A 25,331-nucleotide genomic window follows, 5' to 3' on the forward strand; every position below is an offset into this window, starting at 1 on the left:
GCAGCATGGTGTCGACGCCCCGACGATGTCTATACAATGCACCTCATCTATATCGAGCTGTAACCATGGCTGAGGTGAATCTGCTGCGTATCCAGGTAGCGCTCGTCGGCCTTTTCCGGTTGGCAGGCGGACCGGCCCCAGGTGCGACGGTCCCGACCGTAACTGCTCTCGGTGACCTGGGCGCGTGCCGGTGACTGGCCATGTGACGAACGGTCGGTTGGACGTCTCGATACTGGGCCCCATTCAGCTGCGCCGCGACGGCGTCCCGGTCCCGCTGGGTCCACAGCTCACCACGCTGCTCGCCATCCTGCTGCTGGAGCTCGGCAAGCCGGTGCCGAGTCGACGACTCGCGACACTGCTCACCGGCGACGACGCGTCGGACGCCGCGCGAGCCACCCTCCGCAGCCATGTCGCCCACCTGCGGCGTGCCCTCGAACCCGCTGAGCGGGGGCGGCGTGGCAACTGGCTCATCGCCACGGTCGGCCGCGGAGCCGCATCGGGATACCGGCTGGACCTGGACCCGGCGTGCGTCGACGCTGTCCGGTTCGAGGAGGCGCTCCGGGAGAGCCGTCGACTGCTGGCGTTCGGTGATGCCGAGCACGCCGACCGGGCCGCCGCGATGCTGCGTTCCGCGCTCGATCAGTGGCACGGCGAGCCCTACGCCGACCTCGCGGACAAACCCTTCGCCCTGGCCGAAGTCGCACGACTTCGAGCAGTGCACCGTACGGCACTGCTCCTCTACGCGGAGGCGGTCAACGGGTTGGGGCGGCACGCCGAGGCGATGGGCGACCTGACCGGCGCGGTGGCCGCCGACCCGTACGACGAGGGCCTGCGCTGCATGCTCGCTCTCACCCTCTACCGCGACGGCCGCGCCGACGAGGCGGCGGAGGTGTGCCGGGACGGCTTGGCGTTGCTGGGCCGCCGGGGCATCGACGCACCGGAGCTACACGACCTACAGCGCGACATCCTTCGGCGGGAGGTGCGACAACCGGCCGGCGGTTCGGCCGGTCGGCCCACGGTGCCCCGGATGCTGCCCTCGGACCTGCCGTTCTTCGTCGGTCGTGCGCAGGAGCTGTCCACGGCGGAGGCCCGGCTGATCGACCGCGACGAGCAGCGGCCGGCGATTCTGCTTGTCGTGGGTCCGGCAGGGGTCGGCAAGACCAGTTCGAGTGTGCGCCTGGCGCACCGGCTGGCCCCTCGGTTCCCCGACGGACAGCTCTATGCCAACCTCCGGGGCTTCGACGCCACCGCCGCGGCGCTGGCGCCGACCGAGGTGCTGCGCGCCTTCCTTGAGGCCCTCGGTGTGGCACCGGAGCAGATTCCGACCACCCTCAACGCGCAGGTCGCCAGATACCAGGCCCAACTGCGGGACCGACGGATCCTGATCATGCTCGACAACGCGCACAGCGCCGACCAGGTCCGGCCGCTGCTTCCCGGCTCGGCCACGTGCGTCACAGTGGTGACCAGCCGGAATCGGATGTCATCCCTGATCGCCGTCGACGGTGCCCACCCGCTCACCCTTGGCCTGCTCGATGAGAGGGAGGCGGGCCAGCTTGTCAGCGACCGAATCGGCATCGACCGCGCCGGGCAGGAACCCGAGGCCGTCTTCGAGATCGCCCGGCTCTGTGCGGGCCTCCCGCTGGCACTGTCCATCGCCGCCGCCCGGGCCGCTGCCAACCCCCAGTTCACCCTCCGGTCCCTCGCCGGTGACCTGGCCAGCGCCGGGGTGCTGGACAGGCTCACCGACAGCGACTCTTCGGTGGACGTACGCGCGGTGTTCTCCTGGTCCTACCGGGCCTTGACCCCGGCGGCCGCCCGGCTGTTCCGGTTGCTCGGCCTGCATCCGGGCCCGGATTTCACCGCGGCAGCGGCGGCCAGCCTGGCCGGCCTGAGCCGGCGCGCGGCCAACGCCCTGCTCGTCGAACTGACCGGTGCCCACCTGACGGGGGAGCGGGTCCCCGGCCGGTACGTCCTGCATGATCTGCTCCGCGCCTACGCGGGTGAACTGTGCGAGGACGAGCCCGAACGGCAGGCCGCACGACGCCGGTTGCTGGACCACTACCTGCATTCGGCTGTCGCGGCGGACAAGGTGCTGATGCCGTACCGGCAACCGGTTGCGGTGGTCGCACCGGAGGAGGGTGTGACGCCCGAAGACCCGGCGGAGGTCGACCCCCTCGCCTGGTTCACCGTGGAGCACCAGACGCTCATCGCCGTGGTCGGTTGCGCCGCCCACGCCGGTCTCGACCGGCACGCCGCGCAGCTGGCCTGGGCGATGGCGACCTATCTTGGCCGGGGCAGCTACTGGCACGACGTTCTGACCATCCAGTCCCTGGCCCTGGCGGCGGCGGTCCGCCTCGACGACCGGCCGGCGCAGGCCCAGTGCCGCAGGGAACTCTCCCACGCGCTCGCCGGGCTCGGGCGACTGGAGCAGGCGCGGGACCAGCTGCACCGGGCACTGATCGACCTCTCCGACGCCGCGGATCCCGTCGGTCAGGCGTACAACCACCTGAGCCTGGGTTGGCTGTACGAGTTGCAGGGTGATCAGCGGTCGGCGACACACCACGACCAGGTCGCGCTCGACCTGTTCAGGCGAGGTGGCGACCGCAGCGGGCAGGCCCGGGCACTGAACGCGGTGGGCTGGGACTACGCGCAGGTCGGCAACTACCGGCAGGCCATCGGCTACTGCCGGCAGGCGTTGTCGCTGCACGCCGAACTGGGCGATGACGCCGGGGCCGTGAACACCTGGGACACCCTCGGCTACGCCTACCACCACCTGGGTGAGTACACCATCGCCATCGAGTGCTACGAGCAGGCGCTGTGCCTGAACGTCGGGCATCGCTTCAAGGAAGCCGAGGCCCTGGCACATCTGGGTGACTGCCACCACGCACTGGGCGACATGGCGGCTGCCGCGAACAGTTGGGGACGGGCGTACGCGATCATGACCGAGCTGCGCGCTGGCGACGCCGACGCGGTACGGGCCAAGCTGGAACTCACCCGGGCGAGGGTGCCGGCCGTGGGTCATGGTGAGGGCGAGCGAGGGGCGTTGAGAACCGCGCCCAGTATCCGCTCCCCGGAGAAGTAGCCGATTCGCCGTGAGTCGAAGCTCGACCCCGGATTGTCGCCCAGGAGTACGACCATGCCTGGTGGTACTCGCTCCTCAGCCAACGCCGGCACCCGGTCCCGGGGTACCGGGTCACCAGGCACCGCCGCCACCCTCTTGATCAACCATCGGCGTCGGCCCACCTCGGCGGCCGAGGCGCCGTCGCGCAGTGGCGGCAGCGGCCATTTGCCGTCGACTGACGGATACTCCACGACCACCACATGCCCGGTGGCCGGCACGCGGCCCCGCCGCACCAGCACCCGGTCGCCGTCCCGGTAGGTCGGCTCCATGCTGGCGCCGTCCACCGTCACCGCGACGAGACGACGTGTCAGTAGGCGCCATCCGAGCAGGGCCGCGCCGGTCAGGGCAGCCAACAACCCGAAGATCAGTAACAACTCGTACGGCCTCGACGTCTCCGCGAGCGAGGTCCCGAACGTGGCAGCCCGGATCATCGTGCCTCCGTCGTCAGCGCTCGCTCGGCGTTTTCGCCGTAGCCGGACGCCTGAAGATTGAACAACCGGCGGTAGGTGCCGTCGATCGCGATCAGGGAATCGTGCGTGCCGCGTTCCGTCACCCGACCGTCGGCGATGACGACGATCAGGTCGGCGTCGCGGAGGGTGCCCAGACGGTGGGAGATCAGCACACTGGTCCGGCCCGTGCGGTACCGCAGCAGGCGGTGGTGGATCTCGTCCTCGGCTGCCGCGTCGAGCCCGGCCGACGGCTCGTCGAGGATCAGCAGGTCCGGCCGGTCACGCAGGAAGGCGCGGGCAAGCGCCAGCCGTTGCCACTGACCACCCGAGAGGACCACACCGGTGGTCGGGTCCTGCTTGTCGGACTCCTGGTAGAAGATCCGTGACAACAGGGTGTCGTAACCGTGCGGCAGGGCGGTCAGCACGTCGTGGATCCCGGCCGTACGCGCGGCGGCGGTGATCCGTCCTCGATCCGACAGGGCGGTGAGATCACCCAGAGCGATGTTCTCGGCTGCGGTCAGGTCGTAGTGCATGTAGTCCTGAAAGACAGCGCCGATACGGCGCCGCAGATGGGCCGGGTCGACCTCGCGGATGTCCACCCCGTCCCAGAGCACCTGCCCACGGGTGGGGTCGTGGAACCTGCACAACAACTTCACCAGCGTCGACTTGCCGGCACCGTTGAGCCCGACGACCGCGAGGGTGGCACCGGCCGGGATCCACAGATTCACCCCACGCAGGACCCACGGCGACTCGGCGGAGTACCGGAACCACACGTCCCGCAGCTCGACGCCACGCCTGAGCTGGTCGACCGGTCGTGCGACCGAGGCGATGGGCAGATCCGGGGGACTGGTCGTCACCGCCACGTAATGGTCGAACATCAGCAACGCGTGGTGCGCGCGGGCGATCTCCCCGGCCAGCGTGGCCAACGCGTTCTGCACGCCGGCGACCGCCGCGACGAAGACGGTGACCTCACCTACCGTGATCCGACCGGCCGCCGCGGCGCGGACCGCCCACAGCAGGCCGATGCCGGCGACCACCGCGGACACGAGCGCCAGGCCGACCTGCGCCAACAGCTCGCGGCGGTCGTTGCGGTGCTTGGCCCGGTTGACCGTCCGGCGGTCGGCCAACATCCGGTCCCGCAGATGGCCGCCGGTGCCGAACAGTCTTACCTCCTTCGCCGCCGCGGAGGTGGACAGCAACTGGCTGTAGAAGAACTCGCGGCGCTCCGCCGGCCCGATCCGCCACTGCATTCCAGCCCGGTAGCGGGCCAACAGCATCTCGGTCGCCAGCATCGGCACCGCCGACGCCAGCACCAGGACGGCCAGCATCGGACTGAACAGGTAGAGCGACCCGAGGAAGCCGGTGACGGTGATCGCCGTACGGGCGGTGCCGAGGACGCCGTCCACGACCTGGCTCGGGGTGGTGCCACCGGTCTGCTGGGCGAGTCGGAGTCTGTCCAGGAACTGGGGGTCCTCGAACCGGTCGAGACCGACGAAGCGGTCCACCGCCGTGAACAACCGATCCTGGGCGAGCAGGCCGACCGACCGGTCCAACTCCGCCCGCAGGTACCGGGTGAGCTGCGGCGCCGACCCCGCCACCATGCCGGCGACGGCGAGCGCCACACCGATCTGGGTCAGCGTCTTCGGCGCCGCGTCGCCGGCGATTCCGTCCAGAATCCCCTTGGTCAACCATGCGATCAGTACCGGCAGCGCACCGGTGCCGAGCATGAGCACCACGTACCCGAGCACTGTCACCGGGGCGGCCCGGCCGACGAGCAGGCACGCCGTACGGATGCGGCGCGCCGACCGCGCCGGTGGTGCCGACGCCCTCAACCCGCGGGCGTCATCCGCCGCGATGTCGCCGCGCCGCGTCCGCCACCCGATCATGCCGGAGCCGGCGCCGTTTGCTTGATCCGAACCAGCCGGCCGGCGTCATCCGGACCGACCCACATCATGGTGGGATAGGTGAAGGCGCGGAAAGCGTTGCTGAGCGGACCGCCCTTCGGCTCGACGACCACCCGCGCCACCGGGGCGAGCCGCTCGGCGAACGCGTCGGCGTCGTCGGCACCGGCGGCGACGACAGCGAGTACCTGCTCCCGGCCGCCGGGCACCCGCCGGGCGTGCTCGATGAGTTCGGGCAGTTTCTCCCGGCACGAGTCGCAGGACGTGGAGACGAAGGCCACGAAGGTCTCCGCCCGCAGCAGCTCGCGACGCACCGGTACGCCATCGATGTCGACGGCGGCGAAGTCGCCCACCGGGTCGGCGATGCCCAGTTCGGCGGAGACCCCGGCCTCGTTCGAGAGCAGCGCCGTGTGCTCACGCAGACGCTTCAGGACGCCGAAGGTGAGGAGGAAGTTCACCGTACCGAGCAGGCCCACGACCAGAACGGCCGAAGCAAGAAGGGTCATCTGATGCTCCCGAAAGTAGTCAACGACTGTGGGTGGTAAGTCGCGGATCGTGGTCGACCCCGCGGAACAGGGCCACCAGGTCGTCGGATCTGATGGCCAGGACGCCCAGCAGCAGGCCGACGAAGCCGGCGAGCACCAGCCCCGCCGGCCGGAGCGAGCTGGGTGGTGACGCGGCCGAAGCGACCGCCGCGACGGCTCCACCCGCCGCCAGGCCGGTCAGCAGTACGTTGCGGACGACGTGCCGGCGGCCGAGTCTCTCCGTGTTGGCACCAAAGCAGCGGCAGGTACTCGCGGTCCCCCGTTGTACCGCGATTCCCACGCCGACCGTGAAGACGCCCAGCAGCACTGCCGCACCGACCAGCGCGATGCGGGGGACAGGACCCGTGGGCACCGCCAACGCCGCACACAGCGCGCCCTCCACCAGCACCAGGACGAGCGCGGCCGGACGGACCAGGCGCCTCGGCAGCAGTCCGACTCCGCGCAGGGAGGCGACGAAGGCGGGGAACGCGTCCCGTCCCCACACCTTGCTCACCGAGGACGCCAGGAATACCAGGCCGATCGCGCACCGCACGGTGATGGTCAGATAGTGCATCGGTGTTCCCCTCGCTTCGACTCGTTGACGCCCGCCACCCCGGCCGAGGATCGACCACCCGTTCCCGACGGAATCCCCATCGGAGAATTGGCTTCACGACCTCGGCCGGAGGCGGAAGGCCGCATGGTGACAGCGATCAGTCGCCCGGCAGCCTCAGGTGTCAGCAGCCCTTGCAGAAAATCCACTCACCGGGCTGATCGATCTCCCCGACGGTGCAGGCGTCGCAGGGCAGCGCCCGTCCGCACCGGCTGATGCACTGCCAGCACGAAGGCCAGCTACCACAGCCCGCCGACGCACTGATCTTGGGTACGAACATGGCCAGCAACCGGCCGCCCATGCCCTCGATGATTCCCTTCATCCGAGCCTCCCGAGATACCCGAGGAGCACCGTGCTTCCTCTGTGGAACACCCTGCCGACGCCCGGTGCAAGCCTGGTGCAACTGCCGTGGAAGAGGTGTGGAAGCATCGGCCGGCATGGCTCCCGGCAGCGTCGATCGGCTGCCGCGGCGCGGCCGGTCCGATCCGGCAGCGGCGGAGATCCGGTGATGTGCGATCTGGTCGTGCAGCCAGGAGCGGGTGACCTCTGGGCTCGACGGTTGGCCGTCTCGATCGCGGCCGTGGACCTTCGATCGAACAGCTACTGTCGCCCGACCCAGGTGGCGACGCACGCCTCGTTGCCCTCGGCATCGGCCAACACCCACCACTTCGGTGCCTGCGTCGCAGAGACCAGCTGGCCACCCGCAGCCAATGCGGCGGCGATGCGGGCCTCGGCCTGATCGTGTGGGACGGCGACGTCAAGGTGCATGCGGTTGCGGTGTGGACGCCGGACATCCATTGGTTGCACCCCGAAGCCCGGACCCCGGCGCGCCGGGTCGGCCAGATAGTCATCATCGATCTGGCGGTAACCCAGCAGCGCCCGCCAGAACGGCAGCACGTCCGCGCCGACGAGGGCGTCGAGGGTGACGTTGACGAGCTGCACGGCGGTCGGGTCCGCGGGGATGTCCAGGTCCCTGGCGGCAGCCGAGATCCGCCGGGCCAGCGCGACGTCGCGCGACAACAGGGACACCGTGACGCCGACATGACGCAGATCGACGGTGACGTACTGCTGCTCCGCGCCACCGGCGAGCCGGCCGACCTCATTGACGAACGCTACGCCCTTGGCCATCGAGCCGGTGCGGAAATACGCCGAGACCACGTGGTAGAGGCAGCGCCAGTCATCGACCCCGTCGGCCGCGTGGAACTGCCCGGCCGTGATCTGCACCGTCACGCCGGCGAACCTAGCATCGGCTGCGCGCCGATGCGCACCGCTCTCCGACACGTACGCATGCCCGGCGGGGCGGGTGGGGACAGTGGCCGAGATTGGGCGCACCCCTGCCGACAGGCCGGAGGAGCTGAGACGCCCCGCCGGCCCAGGTCGGCGCAACGCTGCCGTTCGCAGTGCTGAAGCTACTGCTCGGCAGCGACGAGGCTGGGCGAGTCGCCCTCACCGGACACCTTCGCACTCACCAGTGAGGTGAGCACGGACAGCACCGCTGCACCGGAAGCGATGCCACCGGCCGCCGCCCAATCCGCCTGCCACGCGTTGAACACGACGTCAGCGCCCCAGTAGAGCAGCAGACCCTGCGCGGCGCTCTTCACCGCACGCTCGGCGGTGGCCTTCCAAAACTTCGTGGTGAACATCGTGGTACCTCCAGGGGTAGGTTCATCGGACGGTCCATACGTCAAGAATGCCTGGTCAGAGCCGGTTTTTGCCATGCCGCGTTGTCCAGCACGAGACGCTCCCGGCCGACGTCGGGGATCGTGCGACCGGAATCGAGAACCAACACCGCGGGTCGTTCGGACGAACAGCTCACGGCGACCGTCCTGGCAGGGCTGATCCCCGGCTCGGCCGTTGCCGACTCCGACACTCGCGTGCGACCATTCATCGATGAATATCGAGCTCTTGCGACGCGGCAGGTCCCGTCTACTGCTGGCCATGGCAGCGGCTGCCGTGTCGATCGCATCCCTGGGCTTCGCCACGCCGGCGTCCGCCGTGGCCTCAGACGGTCACTACTGTGGGTGGATCTCGCCGGACAGCCCACCAGGCAAGACTGACGCCAAGACCGTCAACTACACCGCAACTGTCCAGTGCGACGGTCCGGTGCGTCGCGTCGACCTCACCGTGGAATTGCTCTACCACGGGCTGGTCGGTGGCCCCGGCCAGACGGTGAACGGCCGTACCGAGGTGTGGCAGAACACCAACGTGACCCTGTTCGGTCTCGGCGTCACCAACCCGGGCACGCTCTGCGAGTCGGGCTACTACTCGGGTCGAGCCACCGCCACCGTCCAGTTCCTTTCGGGAAGTCCGGAATACATCACCAGATCGACAAACTCTCTGACGGTATCGCTGACGTGCCCGCCCCCGGATATTCCGATAACCCCGCCGAGTGGGGCGGTGACGGTCACCAACCCGGGCACCCAGAGCATGCTCAAGCTGGACTCCGTGGCGCTGCAGATGCAGGCCACCGGCGGGAGCGGGTCGTACACCTGGTCGGCGACCGGCCTGCCTCCCGGGTTGGCCATCAACCCCTCGACCGGCCTGATCAGCGGCACGCTCAGCACCATCGGCAGCTACAACGTCACGGTCACGGCCGACGGGGGCGGACAGGGCAGCACCACCTTCACCTGGAGTGTCCGAAAAGACTCCCCCTGCACGCGCTGCTGACCCGGTCAGTAACTCACTTGGTGCGGGTCGGACCGGAGCGGTCCCGCAGCCGCTGTCGGCGGGGCCGGATGCAGGTGATGGCCGTTCGGTGTCGGAATGGTGACGGACGGCCATCACCACCTCTGCGTAGCGGGGTGGTCAGGAGAGCGACGGCGGCCAGCGGTGTTCGCGCCACTCGTCCCATGTCGAGAATCCAGCCGGCGGATCGTCAAGAGGTTCACTGCCGTCGAGTTCCGCTCGGGTGGGGATTTCGATGGTGGCAGCCCACTCGGCGAGTTCGTCGTCGGACATCGGCCACGTCGTGTGTGGCGCTTCGGCTTGACGTCGATCACGTCGTCTTCGCTGCTCGGCTGGGGTAAGTGCGAAGTAGTGCATCTCGACCAGCGCGCCTCGGTCCGCTGCCGCCTGGCGTAGCGCAGAACGCTCGTTCCGACTCCAGAGGCCGTAGTCGATCACGACGTTGTTGCCCAGTTCAAGGGCGCGCAGCCCGATCTGGATGAGCCGGCCCTCGATCACGTCCCCAGCCGCCGGCGGGTTCTCGTGCCCGTAGAGAGCCTTCACCCATTCGTCCTTCGTGAGACGGAGCGCTGTCCGCTCGATCTCGATGCGTCGCGCGGCAGTGGTCTTCCCGGTGCAGGGGAGTCCCACAGTCAGGAACAGTGTTGGTTGCCTCATCACCCGCGTCCGGCCGTCAGCGGAGAATGATCAGGTTGGCCATGTCGACGACCGGTCGGTAGCCGAGCGTCGCGTAGATCTTGTTCGAGGTCGGGTTGGCCTGGTCGGTGAACAGGCAGACCCGCGCACCCTCGGCCTGGATCCGTCGGGAGACCTCGGCGACCGCGTTGCTGGCCCACCCCCGTCCCCGTTGGGCGGGCGGGGTGTACACCGGGCCCACGCGGACCACTCCGAACGACGGCGGGTTGGCACCGGTGAGGTGCACCGGCTCTCCGGCGTCGTCGACCCAGAACCACAGCGTTCCGGCTCGGAGGCGGCGCAACATGTCCGCCCGGTCGGGCATCTCATGGGATCTGGTGCCCCGTGGTCGGCCGGCCTGCTCGTCGGCGTCGTCCATGAACGCGGCGAACCAGTCCGTGACCAGCTCCACATCGTCCTCGGTAGCGACCGTCAAGCCGCCCGGCACCGGTGGCGGCATCGTCAGCTCGCCGAGTTCGTGCAGTCGGGTGTGCTGGGTGATGTCGACTCGACCCCCGCCGAGCCGGGTCAGCTCGGCGGCGCACAGTTCAACGGCGGGCAGGGCCCCGTTGACAGCGAGTACCTCCTCCTCGCGCTCGTGCAACGCGTGAGCCAGCGCAACGGACGCCTCGTCGGGCATGGGCAGCAGAAACAAGGGGTGGGGGGCATACGGTGCCGTACGCATCCCGGCGCCGACCACGACGCCGGAGTCGTCGCTGACCACCAGCCACCAATTGCGGTCGGGCTGCGAGATGCCCTCGGCCCGCTGCGACAGCAGCCGGTGCGCGACGGTCGTCACGACCGTGCTGACGACCGGATCGGCGGTCAAGTAGGCACCCGCCGAGGCCAGGAACTCGCCCGGATCCGTGCAGAACCGCAGACGCGGCCCGGCCGTCGCGACAGCGCTCATCCGCCTACGCTAGCCATCGCCCGATTCTCCGCGCCTCCGAATTACCGTCTGCGGTCGGGGCTGATGAGGGACGGTTCAGCTGCCGTCAACCGTGCCGTCGCTGAGCTGCGGACGCTTGGGTAGCAGGATCGGGACCGTTGACAGGCCTTGGATCGCCATGGAGTAGTACGAGTCGAAGAGGTCGAACACCTCGTTGGCTTGGTCAAGGGTGAGGTCGTCAGCGCCGGTGCCGGCTGGCCAGTCGTGCGATGAGACGTGGTACTCGGAGTCCATGGACATCACCTGAACCGATCCGATCTGCCGGGGCGTACGGGGCTCACCGCAGTGAAGACGTACGCGGTGCCGTTCTGGTTCACAGATGGGTGCGTCAATGCATTGCGATCGCTCGATGTTGTGGGCCGAGTGTAACAGGGCTCCACCCTAGTGAAGGTGCTCTTTGGGGCCACCGAATCCGTCGGTTCTGCCCGATAGATGGATGAATTCCCACGTCCTCGCAAGGTACGCGTAACCGGTGGTGCTCGCGTTCAACAGGGCCAGCAACATCAGCGCGCTCCACGCCATCGACGTGATTCCCAGGATCTGCATTTCGGCCGGGACTTTCCATTGCAGGAGGGGGAGTTCTGCTTTGTAAACCATGAACAGGCCGCTGGCGGCGATCGAACACAGCACAGTGGCCAGCAGGGAGATCCGCGCCGCGAGTGTCCCCTCAAGCAGACGTCGTGGTTGGCTGTCAAAGCCGAGCCAGGCTGCGGCGACGGCGGGAAAGACCAGAAGGAACGCCGGCACGTCGGTTCCCGGGTCGGGGTCGCGCGAGGTGACGAAGCCGATCAGCCAGATGAGGAGTGCCGCCGCTGTCGAAGCGATGAGCGCGCGGAAGACCGAACCCGGTGGCACCTCGTAGAAGCGGAACCGCACATCCGGGATGCGATCACCGTTGGGCAGCTTTTCTCTGGGCTCGGGGAAGAATCGTGTGTAGAAGTGGGCGTAGCGTTGGCCGGCGCGTCGGCGGAAACGGTAGTAGGGCGGGGGCGTGGTCAGTTCCAGCAGCGGCCCCGACCTCTCCTGTGCGAAGCTCTGCTCAAGTCGTGACTGGCGATCGTTCCAGTGGGCGTTCAGGTATCCCTCCAGTTCCTGCGCCTCCTGTACGCCGACGAACACCCCGTCCTGGCAGTCGATGATGAGGTGATAGCTCTGCGTGGTCCACGCGTTGTCCAACGATATGGAGAAGTCGACAGGTCGGGAGCCGAGCAGCAGACGTGCGCGAGCCTTCAACCAGCTCAGGATGCCCTCGGACAGGGGCGCAAGGGCGAGGGTGGGCGTCATCATCCGCTCGTACGAGACGACGAATCGACCATCCACGGGGCAGGGCACGGCCGCCACCACCGCGTAGTGGGATGACAGCTTCTTGATCAGTTGCGCCGCCAGTTTCAGTGCTGCGGGGTTCGCGAGCTTCGCCCGGCCGTTCACGTGTCCTGCCCGGTACAGCGCGTTGCTGCCCTCGCTGTCATCAGGCTCATCAGTCGTGGTCGTGGCCCGGCGCATCACCGCCTGGAGCGCGGTCCGTTCCGCTTCGAGAGCGTCCGGGTGTCTGCCGTTGGAGATGTCCTCGCCGTAGGCGATGTCGAGGAGGGTCCGGAGCACTTTGGCGACGAGTTGCAGGTACTGCCGGTAGGAGAGCACCGGTACCGCGCTGCCGTCGGCGGCCAGGACCCGCAGGTTGTCCACCATTTCGCCCTTGCGGGGCACGAGCACGGGGAAGAGGATGACGGCCGGATGCTGGGTCGCGTCGGCGGCGTCGCTCCGCCCACCCTCGGAGCCCTCGTTGCCTGTTGTTGTCCGCTGGGCCGGAATCCCTGGCCTCTGAAGTGTCGCGGTATCAGCCGAGTTCAGCAGCCGTTGGACGTCCCGTGACGGCAACTGCGCATCGATGGTGACCAGCTGGGTCAGCGTCCGCTGGCCCGGATCGTATCGTTCGGTGAGCCGTTGACGAACGTGTGCGGGATAGATGACGGCAGAGGCGAAGATACGCGCCTGCGCGGGGCCGGCGTTGTCCGAGGTGTTGCTGATCTGGGCTTGGCCGGCGGTTCGCTGCAGGACGTTGACCTGGTATTCGGGTAGCCCCCATACCTTTGTGGATCGGTGTGATGTCCGTTGCGGAAGAACGTAACGGCGTCGGGTGTGTATGACGAGTAGCAGACCGAGTGTCAACGCTGCCAGTGCCCGTAGCGCCCATCTCAGGTCGGCACCCCAGCTGTCCGGAGTGCCGACGATCACGAAGACAAACAACAGCGCCATGAGGATGCAGGTGACGAAAACGGAGAGGGCCGATGGCGGCGATACCACTTTTCGCTCTGCGGTGACACGAGCCGACGACGATTTACCCGTCGGCTCTGCTTCCTGCGCGGCCGGTGCGTGTTTGAGCGAGGAGACCACATCCACCTCCGGGATCGCCGCTAGGACTCAATGAAATTCACGTTGGGCTCTACACCCTTACGGCAGGCCATAGAGGGAAGAAGATGGGTGTCAGCGATGCGACAGCAGGACCGGGCGGGCGGTTACAGTTGCCCACAGCAACGGTTCGATTACCGTGGACGGCCGGGCCGGCTGCTGCTCCCCCGAACCGGTTGATCGGGTCCGGCGACTCCGCCTGCTGGGGAAGCGGGCGGACAGCGGTACGCCGACAATGGGGGGATGAAGCGAGAGGTGAGCCTGATGCGGTTGACCGGGGCGCGGGCGAACGGCGCGGTGGCGACGGGTGCGGCGGCCACCGGCGCGCGGGCTGCGGGGGCTGCGTCGATCGGTGCGCTGGCCGTGGGGGCACTGGCCGTAGGGGCCGTGGCCGTAGGGGCGCTGGCCATCGGGCGGCTGGCTATCCGCAGGGCACTCGTGCGGGAGCTGCGCGTCGGCCGGTTGGAGATCGACGAGCTGGTGGTGCGCAGTCGACCCACCGCCGAGGAGTAGGGCGTAGCCGGGGCGGGCGGCAGCCGCTGGACGCGTCTGCTGGCACCGCGTACGGGAGTCTTGCGGGCATTTTCCCGCTCCGGTCGGAGCTGACGCGGGTCCGTCGGCGGGGCATGCTCCCGCCGACGGACCTCACGCAGGGCGGCCTACGGTTTGCGGGCGAGCAGCCCGACGAAGGTGTGATAGGTGTCGGTCTGCACCGTGGCGGGAGCGTCCGGCTCCGGGCGCCACTCGGCCAACGGCACCAGCCCCGGTTCCAGCACCGTCAGCCCTTCGGCGAACGAGAGGATCTCCTCGTCGGTACGCCAGCGGCCGGTGCCCAGCGACTCGTTGAAGACCCGTTCGACCTCGCGGGCCTTGCGCGAGCCCTCCGGGTCCCGGTCGCCCGGGTCGCGGAAGTGTGAGATCGCCACGTAGCTGCCGGAGGGCAGCGCGTCGATCAGCGCCGCCGCCACCGCCTTCGGGTCCTCGTCGTCACCGATGTGGTGCAGGATCGCGAAGAGCAGCAACCCGATCGGCCGGTCGAAGTCGAGGAACCGGCGTGCGTCGGGGTGGTTGAGGATCTCCTGCGGTTCGCGGATGTCCGCCTGGATCACCGTGGCGGTGCCCTCCGCGGCGAGCAGGGCGCGCCCGTGCGCCAGGACGATGGGGTCGTTGTCCACATAGACCACCTGAGCCTTCGGATTCTGCTCGGTGGCGACCTCGTGCACGTTGCCCTGGGTGGGCAGCCCGGAGCCGATGTCGAGGAACTGGTCGATGCCCGCCTCGGTGACGAGGTAGCGGATCACCCGACGCAGGAAGGCCCGGTTGGCCTGGCCGGCGGCCGGCCCGTCCGGTGTGATCCGCAGGGCGTGCTCGGCGACCTTCCGGTCGGCCTCGAAGTTGTCCTTGCCGCCAAGGAAGAAGTCGTAGACCCGGGCCACGCTGGGAATGGTGGGGTCGATGCCGGCGGGTGCCGCCTTGTCGCGGGTCATAGGCGTCTCCATTCGATCGGGGTTGGCGCAGGCAGAGGTCTGCGGGTGGTGCCGGCGTTGCGGCGAGTCTAGCGATCGGAGGGATTGAATTTTGCCCCGCTGGTATCGCTCCCAGCCCAGCGAGGGGCGTGAATGGTGCCGACCCGGGAGGAAGGGCGCGGCACCCTCGGGTGCGAGCCGGGCCGCCGCCGACCGAGGGGTGAGATAAGTTGGCGATCATCGATGTCTCACTGCATGGTCGAGGTATGACAGGCGTCTCCTGGTCCTCACTGTTCTGCCGTCCGCGGCCGGCCCTGCTGGCCGCCGTCCTGCTGTCGACGGCGGTCCTCGGAACCGCCCTGAGCGCCGCACCGCGGGCCGATGCCGCCACCGCTGCGCCCGCCGCCCATCCGGGAGTCGCCCCGGCAGCCGGTGCGGCCGCGGTGCCGGCCGGAACCGCGCCGCCGGCGCCGGTCAGCACGCCGAGCACCACGCCCGTCCCGCCGAGTCCGCCCACGAACCTGACCGCCAGCGAGGTTCGGACCGGGTCGATCACCCTCACCTGGACGGCTGCCACGTCCAGTTGCTGCGCCATCACCGGCTACGACATCACGTACTACCAGGAGTTTGGCGACGTCATCTTCAGTGCCACCGCCGGCGCGGTCACCACGACCACGATCACCGCCCATGTCGGGCCGGGCATGCAACTCTCGTTCCGGCTGATCGCCCGGGACAGCCTCGGGCAACGTTCCAACTGGTCGGACAGGCTGACCGTGGTCACGCCGGTGACGGACACCGGCCCGGACACCACCCCGCCGAGCGCGCCGCAGAGCCTGACCGTCGGTGAGGTGACCGCCTCGACCGTCGCGTTGTCCTGGTCACCGTCGACGGACAACGTCGGCGTGCTCGGATACAACGTCTACCGGTTCGACGGCTGGTACACCTCCAGGCTGATCGCGACCGTGTCGGGTACGACGTACACGGCGTCGCTACCGACGTCGACGCCGCTGCGCGACATTTACTACGTGCGGGCCCGGGACGCGGTGGGCAACGTCTCGATCGCGTCCAACACGGTCGAGGTGCCCACGACGCCCCCGACGCCGCCACCCTCCACCTGCCGGGTGACCTACCGCAACCAGTCCGAGTGGCCGGGCGGTTTCGTGGCCACCGCGACGGTCCACAACCTCGGGGCAGCGCCGGTCGACGGCTGGACCGTGACGTTCAGCTACCCGGGAGACCAGCAGGTCACCTCGGGGTGGAACGCCACGATCGGCCAGACCGGTGCCACCGTGACCGCCCGTAACGTCGACTGGAACCGGGTCCTCGCGCCGGACGGGTCGGCGACCTTCGGCATCCAGGGCCGGTGGGGTGTCAGCGACGCGTCGCCGACCGGGTTCTCGCTGAACGGCGCCGCCTGCAGCGTGGGCTGAAGGAGTCTCGTGAACACCCATCCCCGTACCAGGGCCCTGGTCGCCGCTGTCACCGCCGGCATCCTCGTCGCCGCCACGCTCGTCGGCGCGCCCACACCGGTCTCCGCCGCGAACACGCTCACCATGAGGGGCGCCGACGTCTCATCCTTGCAACGAAGCCTGGATCTGGGGGCCACGTACCACGACGCCGGAGGCGTCGCCCGCGACCCGCTGGACATCCTGAAATCCGTCGGCGTCAACTACGTCCGGCTGCGGGTCTGGAACAACCCGATCAGCGGCTACAACAACAAGAGCAGGGTGTTGGCCCAGGCGAGGGCGGCCAGGGCGAAGGGCCTCAAGGTGCTCATCGACTTCCACTACTCGGACACCTGGGCCGACCCTGGTAAGCAGTACAAGCCCGCCGCCTGGGCCACCCACAACCTGAGCCAGCTGCGTACCGACGTCTACACCTTCACCTACGACGTCTGCGCCAGCCTCAGCGGCCAGGGCACCCCACCGGACAGTGTCCAGATCGGCAACGAGATCAACGTCGGGATGCTGTGGAACGAGGGCAGGGTCGTCAACAACGACTTCGCGCCGCTCGCCAGCCTGCTGAAGCAGGGCTACCACGCGACGAAGGCGTGCGGCGGCGGCATCCCGGTGATGATCCATACCGCGAACGCCGACAGCAACGCCAACGCCCGATGGTTCTACGACGGCATCCGCGCCCAGGGTGTGCAGTGGGACATCACCGCCCAGTCGTACTACTGCATGTGGCACGGCAGCCTGGCGAACCTCTACAACAACATCGTCGACCTGCGTGGTCGCTACGGCAAGCCGGTGGTGATCGTGGAGACGGCGTACCCCTTCACCCGCGACAACGCGGACAGCGAGCCGAACGCCATCGGCGACGCGACCTGTGACGGCATCAGCGCGACCTGGTCCGGGCAGGCCCAGGAGTTCGACTGGGTTCAGAACACGGCGCGCAACGCGGGGGCCATCGGTGTCTTCTACTGGGAGCCGACCTGGTACGCCGTCCGCGGCAACGGTTGGGACCCGGCCAACATCAACGGCACCGGAAACCAGTGGGACAACATGGCCATCTTCAACTGGTCCGGCCAGGTGAACCCGGGCGTGCGCTGGACACCCTGACCCGGCCGGGTCGGACGCCCGGCGGCGGCTCCCGGCAAGTTCGTTGGATGCCTGGTCAAGCATGTGACGTCGGCCCGGAGTGGGGCGCGGCCTATGCTGCGCACACAGGTGTCCGGCAGGCCCCCGTGAACCGTCAGCGGTTGAGGTAGGCGGCCAGGCCGCCGAGTTCCTCACTGGCGATGAACACCGACCGCACGTTGAGGATCGCCTCCTCGACGTGGGTGGGGCAGCCCCACGCCGCGTCGCCCCACGAATCGGCAATCTTGATCTCGGCCGGCGCGGTGCACCCGGCGGCGCCGCCGAGCTGGCAGTGCTCAGGGTGCGGCGCGGCGGCCTGCGCCGCCGCGGCGGCTCGCATCTGGGTGGCGAGTTCCGCGGCGGCGGCGGCACGCTGCTCAGCCTCGGCGCGGAGTTCCCGCTCCACGCGCACCACCCTGGCCAGCTCGTCATTGGCCGACCTGGCGTGTGCCTCGGCGGCGAGCTTCGCCTGCTCGATGTGGTGGCGTTCGATGGCGAGGGCTGCGGTGCCGGCGAAGAGCCGGGCGAGGGCGAGGTCGGTGTCCTGCGGGACGCGCGGGGTGCGGTGGTACATCGCGAAGGTGCCCAACAGGCCACCGTCGCGGGCCAGGATCGGCGTCGACCAGCAGGCCGCCAGTCCGGCCTGGTCGGCCAGGTCCCGGAAGTCGTCCCAGAACGGGTCGGTGGCGATGTCGGTGACGATGACCGGCCCCCGCCGGTGGGCGGCGGTTCCGCAGGAGCCGACACCTTCGCCGGTCGCGATGCCGTCGATGGCCTTGTTGTAGAAGTCGGGCAGGCTCGGCGCGGCACCGTGACGCAGGTGTCGGGCGTCGGCGTCGGCGAGCAGGACGGAGACGAGCACCCCCGGTGCGAGATTCTCGATGCAGCGGGCCATCCCGTCGAGCACCTCGGTCAGCGGTGCCTGGCGGGCGATCTGCTCCAGCAGTGCCCGGTGTTCGGCCATCAGCCGTTGGGCATGTCTGACCTGTGTGGTCTCCACACCGAGCACCCGGATCCCGGTGACGTTGCCGTGGGCGTCCCGGCGCGGCTCGTAGGTGAAGTCGAAGAACGCCTCCCGCACCTGCGGGCCGCTGCCCAGCATCACCTGGATGTCCCGACCGGTGTAGGGCTCACCCGTGCGGAAGACCTGATCCAGTAGCGCGATGAACCCCTGATCGGCCAGTTCGGGCATCAGTTCGGCGAGCGGGAGCCCGACGCGGGCGCGTTCCTCACCGATGGTGGCGAAGAACGCCGGGTTGGCCGTCTCCAGCAGGTGCTCAGGCCCCGCGAGCGACGCGAAGACGGCGATGGACTGCCCGAACAACCCCCGCAGGTCCTCCTCCGCTGCTCGCTCGGCAGCAGCCGGAGCCGCAGCGGCAGGAGACCGTTGGCCTGGCACTGCGGTCATCGTGTGGTCTCGCCTCTCGTCTGCGGCTGTCGCCGGTCCAGCGTACTCACGGCCCCGGGGCCGAGGTCCTACCCACCAACCGGGCGTCGCAACCTCGCGCCGGGCCTGTTCAAGACCGTCGAGCAAGGGGCGGCCACCCAGGTCTGGGCCGCCACGTCACCCCAGCTCGACGCGAACGGCGGCGACTACTGCGTGGACTGCCACCTCACCGACAGCAACCGGACGGACAGTGGCGAGGCAGCCCGACTCTGGGCGTTGTCAGCCGACCTGACCGGCCTCGATCTCGGCGAGCGAGCCTGAGCCGTGCCGGTCGCGGCAGACCGGACCGTCGGAGCCGTCCTTCAGATCAGGGCCGCGGCCAGGGTGCGGAACGCGTCGGCGGGGAACGTCGTGGCGTCGCCGCCGTTGAGCACCTGGATCGCCACCTCGTCCGCGCCGGCCTGGTAGTGCTGCTCCAGGCCGGCCGCCACCTTCTCGATCGTCCCCCAGGGGATCAGGGCGTCGACGAGCCGGTCGCTGCCGCCGTCGGCGAAGTCCTCATCGGTCCAGCCGAAGCGCCGCAGGTTGTTGGTGTAGTTCGGTAGTGCGAGGTATCCGCTCGTGTACTGCCGGGCGGTGGCGCGCGCGGTGGTGGCGTCCGCGTCGAGGACCACCGCGACCTCGGGGGCGAGCAGCCGGTCGGGCCCGATCGCCGCCCGGGCCTCAGCGGTGTGCTCGGCCGGGGCGAAGTACGGGTGCGCCCCGGCGGAACGGTCGCGGGAGAGTTCCAGCATCCGCGGGCCCAGGGCGGCCAGGATGCGCCGCTCGGGCGGAAGCCCGGCCGCGTCGAGGCCGTCCAGGTAGTCCACCATTCTTGAGTACGGCCTGCGGTAGTCGGTGCCGCCGCTCTCCACCACCACGGCGTGGCTGGCGCCGAGACCGAGCAGGAACCGGCCCGGATGCGCCCGCTCGGCGTCCTGGGCGAACGCCGCCACCTCGGGGGGCGACGAGTGCCAGATGCTCACGATTCCTGACGCGACCCCGATGCGTGTGGTCCCGTCCAGGATCTCCCGGAAGCGCGGGGCGACGTTCTCGCCGAAACCACCGGAGAACCAGATTCGTGAATAGCCGAGATCCTCCAGCTCGGTCGCGGCGTCGATCACCGCGCCCCGACTCTCGCTGGCGAGGAAGAACGGTTGCCATACGCTCACGAGTCGTTGTGCCATACCTGCACCCTACGGCCTGCCGGCCCGGATCACTCATGGTGCGAGGCCGGCCTGGATCGCCAGGATGGCCGCTCGTACCCGGTCCCGGCTGCCGGTCTTGGCCAGCACGTTCGTCACGTGGGTCTTGACGGTGCTCATCGACAGGTAGAGGCGTTCGGCGATCTCGTTGTTGTTGAGCCCGGCACCGATCAGGGCCAGCACGTCGAGCTCCCGGGCGGTCAACTGGTAGGCCGACAGGTCCACCCGGGTGACCGGGCCGGTCGCCCGGACCCGGTCGAGGACGGCACCGGTGACCTCGGCGGAGAGGACCGCCTCGCCGGCCGCGACGGTGCGCACCGCGGCGATCAGGTCGCGGGCGCTGGACCGTTTCAGCAGGAACCCGCGGGCACCGGAGGCGATGGCGTCCAGCACGTAGGCGTCGTCGTCGAACGTGGTGACGACGATGACGGCCGGTGCGTGCGGGATCGTGGCCAGCTCACGGGTGGCCTGCAGACCGTCGAGTACCGGCATGCGGATGTCGACGAGGGCGACGTCGATGCGGGAGTCGCGGCGTACGGCGTCGAGGAACTGCCGGCCGTCGGCCGCCTCGGCCGCGACCTGGATGTCGGGTTGGGATCGCAGGATCAGGCTGAAGCCGTCCCGGACCAACTCCTGGTCGTCGGCGATCGCGACGCGGATCACCGGTTCGCCACCGGCAGGTTGGCCTGCACGACGGTGCCGCCGCCGGGGCGTTGGCTCAGCTCCCAGCTGCCACCGCACGCGGAGACGCGTTCGCCGATGCCGAGCAGCCCCGACCCGCTGGTGGGCGTGCGGGGAGGCCCGACGCCGTCGTCGCTGACCCGCAGGCGGGCATGGTCGCCGACCCGGACCAGTTCGACCCAGGCCGCTGTGGCTTTCGCGTGCCGGGCGATGTTGGTGAGGGCCTCCTGGGCGATGCGGTAGGCGGTCAACACCCCGATCTCGTCCAGGCCCGGCTCGGGGTCCAACTGGACCCGTACCGTCACGCCCTGCTGGCGCAACGGCTGCGCGAGCAGTTCGTCGATGTCGGATAGGCGCGGCGGCGCGCTCACCGCGATCGACGCGTTCGGGTCGCGCAGGTGCACGACGAGAGTGTCGAGTTCGCTCAGTGCGGTGCGGCCGCTGCCCGCTATCGCCCGTAACGCCGCCCCAGGGTCGTCGCTGAGCTGGCCCGCCTCGGCCTGCACCACCATCGCGGTGACGTGGTGGCCGACCACGTCATGCAGCTCGCGGGCCAGGTTGGTGCGCTGTTCGAGCCAGGCGGCCTGGCCGCGCAGGTCGGCCGTCTCCCGGGTGAGGGCGTAGCCGCGCGACCATGAGCGCAACAGGATCGCCAGGAGGTAGCCGGCCGTCACGAGGAAGAACGGCTGCTCGTACAGCCCTCGCTCGTTGAGCAGCGCGATGCCGAGTGCGCCGGTCGCACCGGTCAAGCCACCCACCCAGCCCAGCCACGGGTGTCGGGCCGGGTCCTCGCAGGTCGAGACGAACACCAGGCCGGCGGCCGCGAGGCCCAGCTGCACCGATTCCCCGGTGCTCACGATCGCCACGAACCCCGCGCAGGCCGCGAAGATCAGGGTTCGGTGGCGCGGGTGCAGCGCCGCGGCTCCGAGGCCGACCGGCAGCACCAGCCACGCCCAGCCCGCCGGAACGGACACGCCCCCCTCGACGGTGGTGACCACGGCGACGATGATCAAACCAACCACGCCGTACGCGAGCCGGCGCGCCCGCGCGGGGTCGCGCAACAGTTCGCGGATTCCAGTCATCACCCGCACAGTCTCCGCGACCAGCCGGAACGCCGACCAGTACCCAGGTACCGGATCGGCCGGCACCCCGGTACCGCCCGCGCGTCCAGATCGGCACCACAGCACGTTCCGCGTGAACGCTCAGCGGACGAACCTGCGGGGGTGACTCTCGTCGACTCCCGTGCCGCCCTCACCGTCGGCCCTTTCCGTACGGTTCCCAACTACATCACCGCCGTTCGTACGGTCGCCGCTGTCGCCGTCGGTGTCGTCGCCCTCGTCTCCGGTTCGGTCACATTGATGGCGGTATCGTACGGTATCTACTGGGTCGGCGACGTGCTCGACGGGTGGGCCGCCCGCCGGCTCGGCCAGGAAACGCGAGCCGGGGCCGTCTTCGACATCGTGAGCGACCGCGCCTGCACCGCCGTACTCTGCGGGGGCCTGGTCGCCCTCGTGCCCGAGGTCGCGGTCGTGGCAGTGGTCTTTCTGCTCTCGTTCCTGGTGCTGGACACCATGCTGTCATTGGCGTTCCTGTGCTGGCCGGTGCTCAGCCCCAACTACTTCCACACCGTCGACCGGCGGATATGGGCGTGGAACTGGTCGCCGATGGCCAAGGTCGCCAACACCGCCGGGGTGATCGGCGCCATCGCGTTCGGGCAGTACCGGCTCGCGCTGGGCGTCGCCGTCGCCGTCGTCGCGGTGAAGCTGTGGTCGGTCGCAGCGGTGGTCCGGCTGCTGCACCGGGACGGCCGGGCGTGAACAGCCTCGCCGAGACCGCGGTGGCGCTCGGCTACGGCCTCGCCTCGGCGCTCGTCCCGGTCGTCAACGCCGAGGCGTACGCAGTGGTCGCCGGGCGCCGTGGCGGGCACGCTCTCCTCGCCGTGCTCGCCCTGGCGCTCGGGCAGACCGCCGGCAAGCTGCTCCTGTTCGAATCGGCGCGACGCGGATCGGGGCGGCTGGCCCGGACGCTCGCGCAGCGCGGCGAATCAGGTCGCGCGGCGGCCCGGACGGTACGGTGGACCGCGCCGGTCCGGCGCTGGCTCTCCCGTCGCCGCACCGCCCTGCCGACCGTGCTCGTCTCCGCCACGGTGGGGGTTCCACCGCTGGCCGTCGTCAGCCTCGCCGCCGGCACCGCGGGCCTTCGACGCTGGGAGTTCGCGGTCGTGTGCCTGTCCGGTCGGATGGTCCGGTTCGCGGTCCTCGTGCTGCCGGTGGCGCTGGCCTGACCGCCGGTTCGCGTCAGAGGAGCCGGCCGTCGTGGGCGAGCAGGGCGATCTGGTCATGATGGCGGTGGTCAGCGGGGCCGATGGCTGACCGTTCGACGGCGGAGCGTGCGCGGAGGATGCGACGCGGTGGGGTCGGTCGGTGCTGGTCCGACGGCGCGACCGCGACGCGTGTCCACGGCGAGCAGGGTGAGCGCGGCCAGCGCCAGCAGCCCGCCGACGAGCGCCAGCGGGCGGGCCCCCGAGGTGGGCAGCAGGGCGCCGCCGAGCAGTGACCCGCCGGCGATGCCGGTGTTGAAGGCGATGCTGACCCCGGCCGACGCGATGTCGGTGCTGCCCGGGGCCAGGTGCAGCATCCGGTTCTGCACGGCGGAGCCGAACGCCGCGTACGCGAGGCCGATCCCGGCGAGGAACGCGACCACACCCGGCTTCAGCGCGCCGAGCGCGTACAGCCCCAGTAGCGACACCATGCCGATGCTCAGCGGCGTCAGCAGCGAGGCGATCGGTCGGCTGTCCAGAGTCCGCGCCGCGACCAGGGTGCCGACGACCCCGGCCGCACCCGAGACGAACAGCAGCGGTGCCAGCACCGCGTCGGCGAAGCCGCTGACGTCGAGCAGGAAGGGTGTCACGTAGGTCTGCAGGGTCATGAAGCCGCCGATGCCGAGGGCAGTGGCGATCAACAACACGGCGAAGCGACGCCCGTCCGGCGCGGAGCCCCGGGCGGCGCCGCCAGCGGCCGGAGGATAGGACGGAAGGAGGACCACCACCGCGGCGGCGATCGCCAGACCGACCCCGGCCAGCACCGCGAACGCGGCGCGCCAGCCGGCCTGCTGCCCGAGCCAGGTGCCCAGGGGTACGCCGAGCACCGGGGCGAGCGTCGCCCCGGTCGCGAACATGGCCACCGCCCGGCCACGCACCGCTACCGGAAACGGCCCGATCACTGTCGCCGTGGCGACGGACCAGAACAGCGCCTGGGCGAGGGCGGTCACCAGCCGGGCGCCCGCCAGCACGGTGTACGTCGAGGCGAGCGCGGCGGCGGCGTTGGCGGCGGCGAACAGCAGCATCGTGACGCCGAGCAGCTGCCGCCGGGGGATCCGCTGGGTCAGCCGGGTCAGCGGCACGGACGCCAGCACCACCACCACGGCGTACCCGCTGACCAGCAGTCCCACCTGTGAGCGGGACCGGCCGAGATCGGGTGCGATGTGGGTGAGCAGACCGACCGGCAGCAGCTCGGTCGTGATGAACGCGAACGCGGCGAGGGAGAGCGTGACGAGCACCGCCCTGGCCCTTCGCGGCGACACCTCCGGTGCCATCTCCCACCCCCGTTTCAGGGGTCACCGTAGTGGAGTCCCCGACCTCCGCCCCGCTCACGGTCTCCCGCCGGACGTCGATCACGTCACGGGTGGGCCGGTTGCCGCGGTCGACGGCAGGGGCCTCCGGTCACTGTCGGGTCCGGAACGGCGCGAGGACGGCGCGGATCTGGTCAGCCGCGCCCCAGTCGTCGTCGAACTGGGCCAGCACGGCGAGGTGTTGCCGCAGCTGGATGAGCGGCATGCGGGCCTCCCAGTCGCCGTCGAGCGAGGTCAGCTCGGCGTAGAGCGCGAACATCCGTCGCGCCTCGGGTGGGGGAGAGGTGGACCACACGTGCGCGAGGTCGACCTCGGCCCACATGTACGACACGGCCGGGTCGATCAGCGCGGGCTCCCCGTCGACGGTGGCCAGGATGTTCTGTGCCCACAGGTCGCCGTGCGTCAGACACGCCGGCCGGTCCGGCAGCAGGTCCGGCAGCCGGTCGCAGAGCCGTTCCAGCGCGGCTCGGTCCGCCGCGTCCAGCGCCGCCTCGACGCGGGGCTGATCGAGCCAGCGAAGCAGCCGGTGCTCGGCGAAGAAGGCGAAGCCGTCGTCGTTCCAGGTGTTGATCTGGCGGCGGCGACCCAGCCAGTTGTCGTGGTGCCAGCCGAAGCGAGGATGGGTGGTGTTCAGGTGCAGGCGGGCGAGCAGGTGCGCGAACCGCTCCCAGAAGGCCTCGCTGCGCGGCCTGGCCCGCAGCACCGACAACACCAGCAGGTCCCGATCCGCCAGGATCACCTCGGGGGTCGCCACCCCGCCGAGCTCGCGCAGCGCAGCCAGCCCGTCGGCCTCGGCGGCGAAGACGTCGTCGGCCGGTGGGTCGGCGAAACCCTTGACGAACACCGGCGGAGCGTCCCGGCGGGTGGCGATGCCCGCCAGCGCCGCGAGCCCGCCCGTCACCGGCTGCACCGTCACCACCTCACGCAGGCCGGCCCGGTGCAGTCGCTCCAACAGGGTCATCCGGGATGCTCCTCATGTCCGGCGACGGTCAGCCGATCCTAGGTGGCCGGTCGCGACTCG

The 25,331-nt window shown here is 69.9% G+C and carries 26 protein-coding genes; 8 read left to right on the top strand and 18 right to left on the bottom strand.

The annotated features are described in order from the left end of the window. The first annotated feature begins 202 nt into the window (after nt 1-202). Entirely contained in the window at nt 203-3,082 is a 2,880-nt protein-coding gene (locus tag QSK15_RS09950; protein ID WP_285793872.1) for an AfsR/SARP family transcriptional regulator, read from the top strand. Here the strand turns inward: QSK15_RS09950 and QSK15_RS09955 are convergent. From QSK15_RS09955 to QSK15_RS09985, 7 genes are all read right to left on the bottom strand, one after another. Continuing rightward, a complete protein-coding gene (locus QSK15_RS09955) occupies nt 3,019-3,552 on the bottom strand; it encodes a S26 family signal peptidase (protein WP_285793873.1) in 534 nt (177 codons plus the stop codon). The genes QSK15_RS09950 and QSK15_RS09955 overlap by 64 nt on opposite strands. Continuing rightward, nucleotides 3,549-5,456, bottom strand: coding sequence for an ABC transporter ATP-binding protein (locus QSK15_RS09960; protein ID WP_285793874.1), 1,908 nt, complete (start codon nt 5,454-5,456; stop codon nt 3,549-3,551). Before QSK15_RS09960 ends, QSK15_RS09955 begins: the two co-directional genes overlap by 4 nt. Beyond that, the gene (locus tag QSK15_RS09965; protein ID WP_285793875.1) at nt 5,453-5,977 is read right to left on the bottom strand and encodes a thioredoxin domain-containing protein; all 525 of its coding nucleotides are present in this window, start codon (nt 5,975-5,977) and stop codon (nt 5,453-5,455) included. The genes QSK15_RS09960 and QSK15_RS09965 overlap by 4 nt, the downstream gene beginning before the upstream one ends. A 19-nt stretch (nt 5,978-5,996) precedes the next feature. Beyond that, nucleotides 5,997-6,569 (bottom strand): MauE/DoxX family redox-associated membrane protein, encoded by a 573-nt coding sequence (locus QSK15_RS09970; protein ID WP_285793876.1) that lies wholly within the window; start codon nt 6,567-6,569, stop codon nt 5,997-5,999. A gap of 160 nt (nt 6,570-6,729) precedes the next feature. Next, on the bottom strand, nt 6,730-6,927 hold the full coding sequence (locus QSK15_RS09975) for a hypothetical protein (protein WP_285793877.1): 198 nt from the start codon (nt 6,925-6,927) through the stop codon (nt 6,730-6,732). A 278-nt stretch (nt 6,928-7,205) separates the two neighbouring features. Further along, the gene (locus QSK15_RS09980) at nt 7,206-7,835 is read right to left on the bottom strand and encodes a 4a-hydroxytetrahydrobiopterin dehydratase family protein (protein ID WP_285793878.1); all 630 of its coding nucleotides are present in this window, start codon (nt 7,833-7,835) and stop codon (nt 7,206-7,208) included. Nucleotides 7,836-8,014: 179 nt separating this feature from the next. Then, nucleotides 8,015-8,248, bottom strand: coding sequence for a holin (locus QSK15_RS09985; protein WP_130401785.1), 234 nt, complete (start codon nt 8,246-8,248; stop codon nt 8,015-8,017). A 247-nt stretch (nt 8,249-8,495) separates the two neighbouring features. Between QSK15_RS09985 and QSK15_RS09990 the strand changes: the two genes are divergently transcribed. Next, complete coding sequence (locus QSK15_RS09990) at nt 8,496-9,272, top strand: Ig domain-containing protein (protein ID WP_285793879.1); 777 nt, start codon at nt 8,496-8,498, stop codon at nt 9,270-9,272. Nucleotides 9,273-9,410: 138 nt separating this feature from the next. On the opposite strand, the gene QSK15_RS09995 is transcribed toward QSK15_RS09990, so the two are convergent. From QSK15_RS09995 to QSK15_RS10010, 4 genes are all read right to left on the bottom strand, one after another. Then, nucleotides 9,411-9,947: an ATP-binding protein gene (locus QSK15_RS09995; protein ID WP_285793880.1), complete on the bottom strand. Its 537-nt coding sequence runs from the start codon at nt 9,945-9,947 to the stop codon at nt 9,411-9,413. A 16-nt stretch (nt 9,948-9,963) separates the two neighbouring features. Further along, nucleotides 9,964-10,875 (bottom strand): GNAT family N-acetyltransferase, encoded by a 912-nt coding sequence (locus tag QSK15_RS10000; RefSeq protein WP_285793881.1) that lies wholly within the window; start codon nt 10,873-10,875, stop codon nt 9,964-9,966. 75 nt (nt 10,876-10,950) lie between these two features. Next, the gene (locus QSK15_RS10005; RefSeq protein ID WP_285793882.1) at nt 10,951-11,148 is read right to left on the bottom strand and encodes a hypothetical protein; all 198 of its coding nucleotides are present in this window, start codon (nt 11,146-11,148) and stop codon (nt 10,951-10,953) included. A gap of 147 nt (nt 11,149-11,295) precedes the next feature. Next, nucleotides 11,296-13,314, bottom strand: a complete 2,019-nt coding sequence (locus QSK15_RS10010; protein ID WP_285793883.1) for a hypothetical protein — start codon at nt 13,312-13,314, stop codon at nt 11,296-11,298. 252 nt (nt 13,315-13,566) lie between these two features. Here QSK15_RS10010 and QSK15_RS10015 point away from each other — a divergent pair, with 252 nt between their 5' ends. Beyond that, nucleotides 13,567-13,836 carry a hypothetical protein gene (locus QSK15_RS10015; protein ID WP_285793884.1) on the top strand — a complete coding sequence of 90 codons (270 nt, stop codon included), beginning with the start codon at nt 13,567-13,569 and terminating at the stop codon, nt 13,834-13,836. Nucleotides 13,837-13,982: 146 nt separating this feature from the next. On the opposite strand, the gene QSK15_RS10020 is transcribed toward QSK15_RS10015, so the two are convergent. After that, a complete protein-coding gene (locus QSK15_RS10020) occupies nt 13,983-14,810 on the bottom strand; it encodes an SAM-dependent methyltransferase (protein WP_285793885.1) in 828 nt (275 codons plus the stop codon). Nucleotides 14,811-15,055: 245 nt separating this feature from the next. Between QSK15_RS10020 and QSK15_RS10025 the strand changes: the two genes are divergently transcribed. Both QSK15_RS10025 and QSK15_RS10030 read left to right on the top strand, forming a co-directional pair. Beyond that, complete coding sequence (locus tag QSK15_RS10025) at nt 15,056-16,219, top strand: cellulose binding domain-containing protein (RefSeq protein WP_285793886.1); 1,164 nt, start codon at nt 15,056-15,058, stop codon at nt 16,217-16,219. Nucleotides 16,220-16,228: 9 nt separating this feature from the next. Continuing rightward, entirely contained in the window at nt 16,229-17,350 is a 1,122-nt protein-coding gene (locus QSK15_RS10030; RefSeq protein ID WP_285793887.1) for a glycoside hydrolase family 53 protein, read from the top strand. A gap of 133 nt (nt 17,351-17,483) precedes the next feature. Here QSK15_RS10030 and QSK15_RS10035 read toward each other — a convergent pair whose 3' ends face one another. Next, a complete protein-coding gene (locus tag QSK15_RS10035; protein ID WP_285793888.1) occupies nt 17,484-18,776 on the bottom strand; it encodes a GAF domain-containing protein in 1,293 nt (430 codons plus the stop codon). 3 nt (nt 18,777-18,779) lie between these two features. On the opposite strand from QSK15_RS10035, the gene QSK15_RS10040 reads away from it, so the two are divergent. Next, nucleotides 18,780-19,076, top strand: a complete 297-nt coding sequence (locus QSK15_RS10040; protein WP_285793889.1) for a hypothetical protein — start codon at nt 18,780-18,782, stop codon at nt 19,074-19,076. Nucleotides 19,077-19,117: 41 nt separating this feature from the next. On the opposite strand, the gene QSK15_RS10045 is transcribed toward QSK15_RS10040, so the two are convergent. Genes QSK15_RS10045 through QSK15_RS10055 form a run of 3 tightly spaced genes read right to left on the bottom strand, consistent with a single transcriptional unit; the run spans nt 19,118 to nt 21,762 of the window. Then, complete coding sequence (locus tag QSK15_RS10045; protein ID WP_285793890.1) at nt 19,118-19,981, bottom strand: TIGR03620 family F420-dependent LLM class oxidoreductase; 864 nt, start codon at nt 19,979-19,981, stop codon at nt 19,118-19,120. A gap of 33 nt (nt 19,982-20,014) precedes the next feature. Further along, on the bottom strand, nt 20,015-20,662 hold the full coding sequence (locus tag QSK15_RS10050; RefSeq protein WP_285793891.1) for a response regulator transcription factor: 648 nt from the start codon (nt 20,660-20,662) through the stop codon (nt 20,015-20,017). After that, nucleotides 20,659-21,762, bottom strand: a complete 1,104-nt coding sequence (locus QSK15_RS10055; RefSeq protein WP_285793892.1) for a sensor histidine kinase — start codon at nt 21,760-21,762, stop codon at nt 20,659-20,661. Before QSK15_RS10055 ends, QSK15_RS10050 begins: the two co-directional genes overlap by 4 nt. A 141-nt stretch (nt 21,763-21,903) precedes the next feature. Between QSK15_RS10055 and QSK15_RS10060 the strand changes: the two genes are divergently transcribed. Together QSK15_RS10060 and QSK15_RS10065 are read left to right on the top strand one after the other, a co-directional pair. Continuing rightward, entirely contained in the window at nt 21,904-22,497 is a 594-nt protein-coding gene (locus QSK15_RS10060) for a CDP-alcohol phosphatidyltransferase family protein (RefSeq protein WP_285793893.1), read from the top strand. Next, entirely contained in the window at nt 22,494-22,964 is a 471-nt protein-coding gene (locus QSK15_RS10065; RefSeq protein WP_285793894.1) for a hypothetical protein, read from the top strand. Before QSK15_RS10060 ends, QSK15_RS10065 begins: the two co-directional genes overlap by 4 nt. Nucleotides 22,965-23,032: 68 nt before the next feature. Here the strand turns inward: QSK15_RS10065 and QSK15_RS10070 are convergent, their stop codons facing one another. After that, a complete protein-coding gene (locus QSK15_RS10070; RefSeq protein ID WP_285793895.1) occupies nt 23,033-24,274 on the bottom strand; it encodes an MFS transporter in 1,242 nt (413 codons plus the stop codon). A gap of 127 nt (nt 24,275-24,401) precedes the next feature. Then, nucleotides 24,402-25,271, bottom strand: a complete 870-nt coding sequence (locus QSK15_RS10075) for a fructosamine kinase family protein (protein ID WP_285793896.1) — start codon at nt 25,269-25,271, stop codon at nt 24,402-24,404. Between the last annotated feature and the right edge of the window lie 60 nt (nt 25,272-25,331).

Origin of the sequence: Micromonospora sp. NBRC 107095, from assembly GCF_030269705.1 — a bacterium.
Taxonomy (GTDB): domain Bacteria; phylum Actinomycetota; class Actinomycetes; order Mycobacteriales; family Micromonosporaceae; genus Micromonospora; species Micromonospora parva.